General features: G+C 71.6%; 7 protein-coding genes and 1 pseudogene. 7 read left to right on the top strand and 1 reads right to left on the bottom strand.

All coding sequences use genetic code 11. The annotated features are described in order from the left end of the window. The 5 genes and pseudogenes from ACWD3D_RS28070 to ACWD3D_RS28090 all read left to right on the top strand — a co-directional run. A pseudogene (locus ACWD3D_RS28070) lies at nt 1–84 on the top strand (thiamine pyrophosphate-dependent enzyme); the annotation flags it as partial. Between the two features lie 91 nt (nt 85–175). Then, complete coding sequence (locus tag ACWD3D_RS28075; RefSeq protein WP_451463579.1) at nt 176–940, top strand: GNAT family N-acetyltransferase; 765 nt, start codon at nt 176–178, stop codon at nt 938–940. A gap of 91 nt (nt 941–1,031) precedes the next feature. Then, the gene (locus ACWD3D_RS28080; protein ID WP_451463580.1) at nt 1,032–2,267 is read left to right on the top strand and encodes an LLM class flavin-dependent oxidoreductase; all 1,236 of its coding nucleotides are present in this window, start codon (nt 1,032–1,034) and stop codon (nt 2,265–2,267) included. Next, nucleotides 2,264–3,613, top strand: coding sequence for an NtaA/DmoA family FMN-dependent monooxygenase (locus ACWD3D_RS28085; RefSeq protein ID WP_451463581.1), 1,350 nt, complete (start codon nt 2,264–2,266; stop codon nt 3,611–3,613). Before ACWD3D_RS28080 ends, ACWD3D_RS28085 begins: the two co-directional genes overlap by 4 nt. Before the next feature lie 321 nt (nt 3,614–3,934). Next, nucleotides 3,935–5,056 carry a M48 family metallopeptidase gene (locus tag ACWD3D_RS28090; RefSeq protein WP_451463582.1) on the top strand — a complete coding sequence of 374 codons (1,122 nt, stop codon included), beginning with the start codon at nt 3,935–3,937 and terminating at the stop codon, nt 5,054–5,056. Nucleotides 5,057–5,104: 48 nt separating this feature from the next. Here ACWD3D_RS28090 and ACWD3D_RS28095 read toward each other — a convergent pair whose 3' ends face one another. Further along, nucleotides 5,105–6,337 (bottom strand): Ig-like domain-containing protein, encoded by a 1,233-nt coding sequence (locus ACWD3D_RS28095; RefSeq protein WP_451463585.1) that lies wholly within the window; start codon nt 6,335–6,337, stop codon nt 5,105–5,107. Nucleotides 6,338–6,555: 218 nt separating this feature from the next. Here ACWD3D_RS28095 and ACWD3D_RS28100 point away from each other — a divergent pair, with 218 nt between their 5' ends. Both ACWD3D_RS28100 and murJ read left to right on the top strand, forming a co-directional pair. Further along, nucleotides 6,556–7,728 (top strand): lipid II:glycine glycyltransferase FemX, encoded by a 1,173-nt coding sequence (locus ACWD3D_RS28100; protein WP_451463583.1) that lies wholly within the window; start codon nt 6,556–6,558, stop codon nt 7,726–7,728. Continuing rightward, nucleotides 7,725–9,259 (top strand): murein biosynthesis integral membrane protein MurJ (murJ, locus tag ACWD3D_RS28105; protein ID WP_451463584.1); only part of this gene is annotated, 1,535 nt, incomplete at its 3' end. The genes ACWD3D_RS28100 and murJ, both read left to right, overlap by 4 nt.

Raw genomic sequence — 9,259 nt, forward strand, 5'->3', positions numbered from 1 at the left:
TCCTCCCTCGCACACAAGGCAATCGGTTACGGCATGCCGGGCGTACGGGTCGACGGAAACGACGTCCTCGCCTGCCGGTTTGTGACCGAACAGGCACCGGGGTCGGCTGAAGCGGTCCGCCCCTGTCCACCGTGCCGGAGACCGGCACGACCCACCGAAGGAAGAACGGCCACACATGTCCACCGACCTCCAGCCGGCGCAGTCGCTCCCCCACATCGATCCCGTCCCCGCACCGTCCGGGCCGCACGTGCTGGACAACGCCCCCTGGGCCGCTCTCACCGGAGCGCACCGCCGCTTCGCGGAGATCGTCGGCTCCGCAGCCCGCTACCAGACGGACGTCGCCCCGTTCGTGGCGCTGGGCGACTCCTCGGACCCGCGCGCCTGGGACGATCTGGCGGCGCTTCTCGGACCCGGTACGCAGACGGCGGTGACCGGGATCAGCGGGGTGCCGGAGCACTGGGAGACCGTGGAGCGGGCGGAGGGCGTACAACTCGTCGCCGACACCCTGCTCACGCGGCCCGATCCGGAAGCGGTCCGGCTGACCACGGCCGACGTGCCCGAGATGCTGGACCTGGTGAGCCGGAACAAGCCGGGGCCGTTCCTCCCGCGCACCATCGAGTTGGGCGCCTACTGGGGAATCCGGCGCGGCGGCCGGCTGGTGGCAATGGCCGGGGAACGGCTGCGGCCCCCCGGCCACACCGAGATCAGCGCTGTCTGCACGGACGCCGGACACCGCGGCGAAGGTCTCGCCACCCGGCTGGTCCGTCATGTCGCCGACGGCATCCGGGACCGCGGGGACGTTCCCTTCCTGCACGCGGCCGGCAACAACGAGAACGCCATCCGCCTCTACCTCTCGATCGGTTTCGCCCTGCGCCGACGCACCCTCTTCGCCGTGGTCCGTGTCCCTGGCGGTGACCGCGCCACCGCGCCGGGGAACTGACCTCCGCGCCCAGCGGGCGCGCGGCCGGAACCGATCCGCCGCCGCGCCGCCTCCGTACTCCCCAGCCGATCAGGAAAGGCTCTTCCCCGACATGTCGCAGTCCCCCTCCTCACCTCCCGAACCCCTCCATCTCGCCGTGGCGCTGGACGGCACGGGCTGGCACCCCGCGTCCTGGCGCGAGCCGGAGTCCCGCGCCCGCGAACTCTTCACCGCCGGCTTCTGGCTGGACGCCGTGCGGGAGGCGGAAGCAGGCCTTCTCGACTTCGTCACCTTCGAGGACGCGCTGTCGCTCCAGTCCACCGATCCGACCGCCGACGACCGGCGCACCGACCAGGTGCGCGGGCGGCTCGACGCGGTCCTGATCGCCTCCAGGGTGGCGCCGCTGACCCGGCACGTCGGGCTGGTGCCTACCGTGGTGGCCACCCACACCGAACCGTTCCACCTGGCGAAGGCCGTCGCGACGCTGGACTTCGTGAGCTCCGGCCGCGCCGGGGTCCGGGTCAAGGTGTCCGCCGCGGGGCACGAGGCGGCGCACTTCGGCCGCCGGGACCTGCCGCCGTTCCGTCCGCAGGACTATCTGCTGCCCGAGGCCCAGAAACTGGTGCGCGAGCTGTTCGCCGAGGCCGCCGACTACGTCGAGGTGCTCCGCAGGCTCTGGGACAGCTGGGAGGACGACGCGGAGATACGCGACACCGCCACGGGACGGTTCATCGACCGCGAGAAGCTGCACTACATCGGCTTCGAGGGCAAGCACTTCAGCGTCAAGGGCCCTTCCATCACGCCGCGTTCGCCCCAGGGCCAGCCGCTGGTGACGTCGCTGGCCCACGCGACCATTCCGTACGAGCTGGTGGCGGGTTCCACCGACGTCGGTTACGTCACCCCGCACGACGCCGCAGAGGCGCGGGCCGTGACCGAGGAGATCCGGGCCGCCCAGGAGGCGGCCGGACGCGGCGGGGAGACCCTCCACGTCTTCGGGGACCTGGTGGTCTTCCTGGACGAGACGGCCGGCGCGGCGAAGGAGCGCCGCAAGCGCCTGGACGACGTGGCCGGTACTCCCCTGACGAGCGATGCCGAGATCTTCACCGGTACGCCCGCCGAACTGGCCGATCTGCTGCTGGACTGGCAACGTGCGGGCCTGAGCGGATTCCGGCTCCGTCCGGCGGTCGCCGGTCACGACCTGCCGGCCATCGGCCGGGGGCTGGTCCCCGAACTCCAGAGCCGCGGCGCGTTCCGCCGCGCGTACGAAGCCGACTCACTGCGCGGCCTCCTCGGCCTCCCGCGTCCCGCCAACCGTTACGCCCGGGTCCGGGCCGGAGGACAGTCATGAGCGACAACCTGAAGCGGATCCACCTCGCGGCCCACTTCCCGGGGGTCAACAACACCACTGTCTGGAGCGACCCGGAGGCCGGCAGCCAGATCGACTTCGCTTCCTTCAGCCACTTCGCGCGCACCGCCGAGCGGGCCAAGTTCGACTTCCTTTTCCTGGCCGAGGGATTGCGGCTGCGCGAACAGGGCGGTGAGATATACGACTTGGACGTGGTCGGACGCCCGGACACCTTCGGCATCCTCGCCGCGCTGGCGGCGGTCACCGACCGCATCGGCCTGGCCGGCACGATCAACTCCACCTTCAACGAACCGTACGAGGTGGCACGGCAGTTCGCCTCCCTGGACCATCTCTCGGCGGGCCGTGCGGCGTGGAACGTCGTCACCTCCTGGGACGCGTTCACGGGCGAGAACTTCCGGCGTGGCGGCTTTCTCGCGGAGGAGGACCGTTACACCCGCGCCGAGCAGTTCCTGCGTACCTCCTGGGAGTTGTTCGACTCCTGGGCCGAGGGCGAGGTCCTCGCCGACCGGGAGAGCGGGCAGTTCCTGCGCAGCGCGGACGCCGGTACGTTCGCCCACCGCGACCAGCACTTCGACATCGCGGGCCGCTTCGACGTGCCCCGTTCCCCGCAGGGCCGCCCGGTGATCTTCCAGGCCGGGGATTCGGACCAGGGGCGGGAGTTCGCGGCGGCCACCGCGGACGCCATCTTCAGCCGGCACTCGGCCCCGGAGCCGGGCCGCGCCTTCTACCACGACGTCAAGGGGCGCCTCGCCCGGCACGGGCGGGAGCGGGACGACCTGCTGATCCTGCCCGCCGCCACCTTCGTACTGGGCGACACGGACGCCGAGGCGGAGGAGCGCGCGCACGAGGTGCGGCGCAGTCAGGTCAGCGGCCAGACCGCGATCAAGTTCCTGGAGCACGTGTGGAACCGGGACCTGTCCTCCTACGACCCGGACGGGCCGCTGCCCGACATCGACCCGGACACCGGTGAGCACACCGTGACCCGGGGCCGCGCGAGCGTACGGATGGTCCGCGATCCCCTGGCGACCGCGTCCGAGTGGCGGCAGCGGGCGAAGGCGGAGGGTCTGTCGATCCGGGAGCTGGTGATCGAGACGAGCGCCCGGCAGACCTTCATCGGCTCGCCGTCGACGGTCGCGCGGGCCATCAACGACTCGGTGCAGAGCGAGGTGTCCGACGGCTTCATCCTCGCCCCGCACCTGGTACCCGGCGGCCTGGACGAGTTCGCCGACACGGTGGTTCCGCTGCTCCAGGAGCAGGGTGTCTTCCGCACGGAGTACGAGGGAACGACGCTCCGCGACCACCTGGGGCTGCGTACGCCGAAGGGCTGATCACCGCGGTGGGGCCCGAGAGGCGGCGAAACGCCCTCGGGCCTCGCGGATCCGCGTTGCCCCGGCCGTCGCGATGTGATCGGCTGTGCGCGAAGAGGCAGTTGTGGTCCCTGGGGAGGGGCCGGGGCGAAGAGCCCTGTGGACGCTGCCGGGGGGAACACAGTGGACAGGGCCGGAACTACCGTACGTACGTGCCCGCGGTGCGGATCGGACATCGAGACGGACGGCCGGTTCGTCACCTGGTGCGAAGGGTGCGACTGGAATGTCGACCCGAACCCGCCGGAGGAGAGGCTCGGGCGACTGGAGCGCCGCCGGAAGAAGTTGACGGAGCGGCACGGACAGTCCCTGCTCACCGAGATGACGGGCGGCGCGACCCCGGACCCGCACCGGAGCGCCTCCGCGGTGGCGGCGTTCACCTTGGCCCTCACGGTGCACGCCTTCACTCTGGCGCTGGTGGTCGGCGGGGTCTGCCTCCTGGTGAAGGGCTGGGCAACCCCGCTGATGGCGCTGGGTGTCCTGCTGCTCGCGGTGGCGGCGACCCTGCTGCCGCGCTACCGCCGACTGCCCGAGGGTGGTCCCGTGCTCCGTCGCGCGCAGGCGCCCGAACTGTTCGCGACCATCGACGAGGTGGGCGCGGCCACAGGCACCCGGGGCGTGGACGTGGTCGTCCTCAACACCGGTTTCAACGCGAGCGTGACGACCTACGGCCTGCGGGGCGGACGCCTGCTCACGATCGGTCTGCCGCTCTGGGAGATCCTCTCTCCTCAGGAACGCCTCGCCCTGCTGGGCCACGAACTCGGCCACTTCGGCAACGGCGACACCCGGCGCGGGGTGGTTCTGGGAAGCGCGCTGAGAGCCCTCTCCGCTCTGTACTACTACACCGAACCGGTGCACCGTCCGGACATGATCGAGATGGTGTCCAACACGCTGACCATGATTCCCCGGGTGGCGTTGAGGGGGGTCCTGGGCATACTGGACCGGCTGACGCTGCGCGCGTCCCAGAGGGCCGAGTACCTCGCGGACAGGATGGCCGCCCACGTCGGTTCCTCCGCGGCCGCCGTGCGGCTGACGGACCGTCTTCTGGTGCTGGAGTCGGCGGAGCACGCTCTGCACCGTGAGCTCGACGCCCGCCAGGCCGCCCGCCGCGGCGCCTCCGCCCCGCAGCAGCCGTGGGCAGGCCTGTGGGAGAGTCTCGCGGCACACGTGGAGTCGATACCGTCGCGCGAGTACGAGCGCCTGCGGCGGGTGAGTGTCGTCCGGGGCCACAGCACCGACACGACCCACCCTCCGACCCATCTGCGCAGGGCTTGTCTGCAGTCGGGCGGCCCCACCGGGGCGGCGGTGCGCACCGACGAAGCCCGCGAGCAGCGGATCGACGTCGAACTGGCCGAGCCCCGAATCGCGCTGGCCCGCAGGGTGTTCACCCACGGGATCGCCGAATGAGGGCGGGCGACGGTCGCGCGCCGTCGCCCGCCGGCCGGTCCCTCCCCCTCAGTCCAGCGCGCTCTTGGCCCGCCAGTCGGCCCAGGACACGTTCCACGCGCCGTAGCCGTTGCCTTCCGCGACCACGCCCTTGGTGTCCGCGCCGGTGATCTCGAAGGGGTCCCCCACCTGCGTCTTCGTGTAGAGCTCGGCCGCGTTCGCGTCGCTCATGCCCACGCAGCCCGAGCTGTGGTTGGCGACGCCGAAGTACGCCGCGTTCCACGGCGCGGCGTGGGCGTACATGCCGGACCAGGTGAGCCGCATGGAGAAGTCGACCATCTTGTCGTAGGCGTCGCCCAGGCCGACCGTCTCGGAGCGCATGTTGATCGTGCCCTCTTTCGCCATCAGCACCGCCGTGCCACGCCAGGACGCCTTGTCGCCGCCGGGGGTTCCACCGGAGACGGGTATGTCCATGACGGTGCTGCCGTCCCGCACCAGCGCGAGCCGGTGGCGGTCGAGGTCGACCTTCACCACCTGGGCGCGGCCGACGGTGAAGGACATGGCGTAGTCGCGTACGAAGAATCCGCCGCCGGGTCCCGAGTCGGTGCCGCCCAGGGCGGCGTCCAGGGTGACCTCGGTGCCGGGTTTCCAGTACTCCTTCGGCCGCCAGTCGACGCGGTCCTTGCCGGAGTAGTCGCGCAGCCATCCCCAGGAACCTTCGGTGTTGTTCGAGGTGGTGACCTTGAGGGCCTTCTCCACGGCCGCCTTGTTCTTCACCGGGTTGTCGAAGACGACCGACAGCGGCTGCGCGATGCCGACGGTGACGTTCTTGCCCGGGGCGAGGGTGAGCTTGTTGACCAGGCCCGCCTTCGCGGTGGTGAACTCCTCGGTGTCCGCGCCGCCTCGGGTGTCCGTCGCCTTCACCTGGTAGCGGGTGCCCGGAGCGGCCGGGCGGTCGGAGGTCCAAGTGCGGCCGTCGGCGGATATCCGGCCGGTGAGCGTCCCGCCGGAGGTGTCGGTGACCGAGACGGTGCGCAGGGTGCCGTCGGCGAGGGTGACCGTGACGGGAGCACCGGCGGGAGCGCTGTCGCCCCGGAGGTTCACCGAGACGTCGGTCCGCCCGGCCGCCGGCGTCGTGCCGCCCCCGGTGGCGGGGCGGATGCCGGAACCGGAGGCCGAGGCGCTTCCGGAGCAGGCGGTCAGGGCGGCGCCCAGGACCGCCGTCCCGGCCACCAGGGTGAGCCGGGCCGTGCGGCGGCGGGGCCGGAGGGCCCGGTCCGTGCCGGGGTTCAGGGGACTCATCGCGACGACCTGACGGATGGGTGTGTCTCGGTGCAGTGGCATGCCTGGACCATAGGACCCGCACACCGGCACAAAAAGGGTGAGATCTCCCTGTGACGAGGACCGGAGCACAACGGTCATCGTCCGGTCACATGGACCGCGCGGCTCCGTCACGGGCCGTCGCCACCATCCCTGTGCGGTCCGGCCGAGCGGCCGGCCCGGCAGAACGGGGGACGGGGATGTCAGCACTTCAGGTGACCGGCGGCCACGAGGGACGGCGGAGTCTACGGACGGGCCTGATCACCGCCGAAGCACATCGGGCGTGGTTGTCGGCCCACCCCGGCGCCAGCTTCCTCCAGTACCCGTCCTGGGCGGGGGTGAAGGACGGCTGGCGGTCGGAGACCGTCGGCTGGCACCACGACGACGGGACTCCGGCCGGCAGCGCACTGGTCCTCTACCGGCAGTTCCCCGGGACCCGGAAGTACTTCGCCTATCTGCCGGAGGGGCCGGTGGCCGACTGGGCGGACCCGGAGGTCGACCGCTGGCTGGACCCGCTCATGACGCATCTGCGCAAGGCGGGCGCCTTCGCCGTACGGATCGGCCCCTCCCCCGAGTTCCGACGGTGGGACGCGGCACGTCTCAAGTCGGCGACGGGCCCCGGCCGGAGGATCGGCGACGTGCTCGCCACCGAGGTGGACCCCCTCGGGACGGCCGTCGCCGAACGGCTGCGCGCGCGGGGATGGCGGCGGTGCGGAGGGGACGGCGAGGCCGGCGGCGACATGGACGCCCAGCCGCGCCACGTCTTCCGGGTACCGCTCGCCGGCCGCACGCAGGACCAGCTCTGGGCGGGGCTCAGTCAGGAGTGGCGCCGCAACATCCGCAGGGCACGGAAGGCCGGTGTACGCGTGGTCACCGGCGATGCCGGACAACTTCCTGATTTCCACCGGTTGTTGAGGATCACGGAGGAGCGTGACGGTTTCCGGCTCGGCCGCTCCCTCGCTTACTACCAGCGCCAGTACGCGGTGCTCAACGCGGAGTGCCCGGGTCGGATGCGGCTCCTTCTCGCCGTGCACGACGGGGAGATACTTGCCGCGCACACCATGATCCGCACCCCTGGGCGGGTGTGGTACCAGACGGGCGCGTCCGCCGACCACCGCCGGGAGGTGCGCCCGAGCAACGCGCTCCAGTGGCAGATGATGGCCGACGCCCTCGCTCACGGAGCCGCCGTGTACGACATGCGCGGGGTACCCTCCATCCTCGACCCCGAAAACCGTGCCTTCGGTCTGCTGCGCTGGAAGCTGGGCACGGGCGGACAGGTGGTCGAGACCCTGGGGGAATGGGAGACATCGGTGGGCGGCGCGGCCAACAACACTCTGTACCGGGCGTTCCACGCCTATCTGGCACACCGGTGACCCCGGCGGAGGCGACCGGACAGGTCGCGGCGGCGGGTCCGTCGGAGGCCGACCGTTCCGGCACGGAGCAGGAGCAAAACACCCCGGGGAAGGCCGGTTCGGCGCTGCGGAGCGGGGCCCTGATGGCTGCGGGATCGGTGGTCTCCCGCGCCACCGGGTTCATACGCTCGGCGGTCGTCGTCGCCGCGCTCGGTACCGGACTACGGGCCGACGGCTACACGGTCGCCAACACGGTGCCGAACATCCTCTACATCCTGCTCATCGGCGGTGCGCTGAACGCGGTGTTCGTCCCCGAACTCGTGCGGGCGGCCAAGGACCACGCGGACGGGGGTGTCGCGTACACCCAGCGGCTCCTCACCGTCTGCACGGCGGGTCTGGTCGCCCTCACCGCGCTCGCCGTCGTCGGGGCTCCGCAGATCGTCGCGGCGTACACCGACTACTCCGGCGAGCAGGCGGAACTGACGATCGCCCTGGCGCGCTGCTGCCTGCCCCAGATCCTCTTCTACGGGCTCTTCACCCTGCTGGGTCAAGTACTCAACGCCCGGGGCAGGTTCGGCGCGATGATGTGGGCTCCGGTCCTCAACAACGTCGTCGTGATCGCCGTCTTCGGGCTGTATCTCGGCGTCGCGGCGAACGCGGGCGGCGATCCGAGCGCGGCGCAGACCCGGTTGCTCGGCTGGGGCACCACCGCCGGGATCGTCGTGCAGACGCTGGCTCTGGTGCCGGTGCTGCGGGCGGCCGGGTTCCGCTGGCGGCCCCGCTTCGACTGGCGGGGCAGCGGGCTCACCAGGCCGCTGCGGGCTGCCGGTTGGCTGGTGATGCTGGTCCTGACGAATCAGGCCGCGTACTGGCTGGTGACCCGGCTCTCCACCCTCACCGGCGAACACGCGGTGAACCAGGGGGTGTCGGGGGGTGCGGGGTACACCGCGTACAGCAATGCCTACCTGCTCTGGGTGGTGCCGCAGGGGATCGTGACGGTTTCGCTGGTCACCGCGTTGATGCCCCGGATGAGCCGGGCGGCGGCCGAGGGGGACCTCCCGGGGGTGCGCCGCGACCTCTCGTACGCGCTGCGCACCTCAGCCGCGATCGTGGTGCCGGCGGCCTTCGCCCTGTTCGCGCTCGCTCCCTGGGTGATGGGATCGGTCTTCGGGTACGGCCGCACGAGCGGTGCCGACGTCAGCGTGATGGCGGGAATGCTGAGGGCTTTCGCGCCGGGTCTGATCGCGTTCTCGGGACAGTACGTGCTCTCCCGGGGGTTCTACGCCCTCGGCGACACCCGTACGCCGTTCCTGCTCAATCTGGTGATCGCCGGTCTCAACGCGGGCCTCTCCGGGGCCGCTTACCTGCTGCTGCCCGCACGCTGGGCGGTGACCGGGATGGCCGGGGCGTACACCCTGGCCCTCTTCGTGGGGTTCGCGGTCACCGGCTGCGTCCTGCACCGCAGGCTGGTCGAACCGGCCTCGCGCCGCAAGGCGCCCTGGCGTTCGGTGGCGCTGTGGTCGCACGTGCGGCTGATCGCCGCCTGTCTGCC

It is taken from the genome of Streptomyces sp. NPDC002690, assembly GCF_053592415.1.

What these genes read in the sequence shown, in the direction of transcription:
- ACWD3D_RS28075 (WP_451463579.1), top strand. Translation starts at nt 176, where the DNA reads ATGTCCACCGACCTCCAGCCGGCGCAGTCGCTCCCCCACATCGATCCC.
- ACWD3D_RS28080 (WP_451463580.1), top strand. Translation starts at nt 1,032, where the DNA reads ATGTCGCAGTCCCCCTCCTCACCTCCCGAACCCCTCCATCTCGCCGTG.
- ACWD3D_RS28095 (WP_451463585.1), bottom strand. Translation starts at nt 6,337, where the DNA reads ATGAGTCCCCTGAACCCCGGCACGGACCGGGCCCTCCGGCCCCGCCGC.
- ACWD3D_RS28085 (WP_451463581.1), top strand. Translation starts at nt 2,264, where the DNA reads ATGAGCGACAACCTGAAGCGGATCCACCTCGCGGCCCACTTCCCGGGG.
- ACWD3D_RS28100 (WP_451463583.1), top strand. Translation starts at nt 6,556, where the DNA reads ATGTCAGCACTTCAGGTGACCGGCGGCCACGAGGGACGGCGGAGTCTA.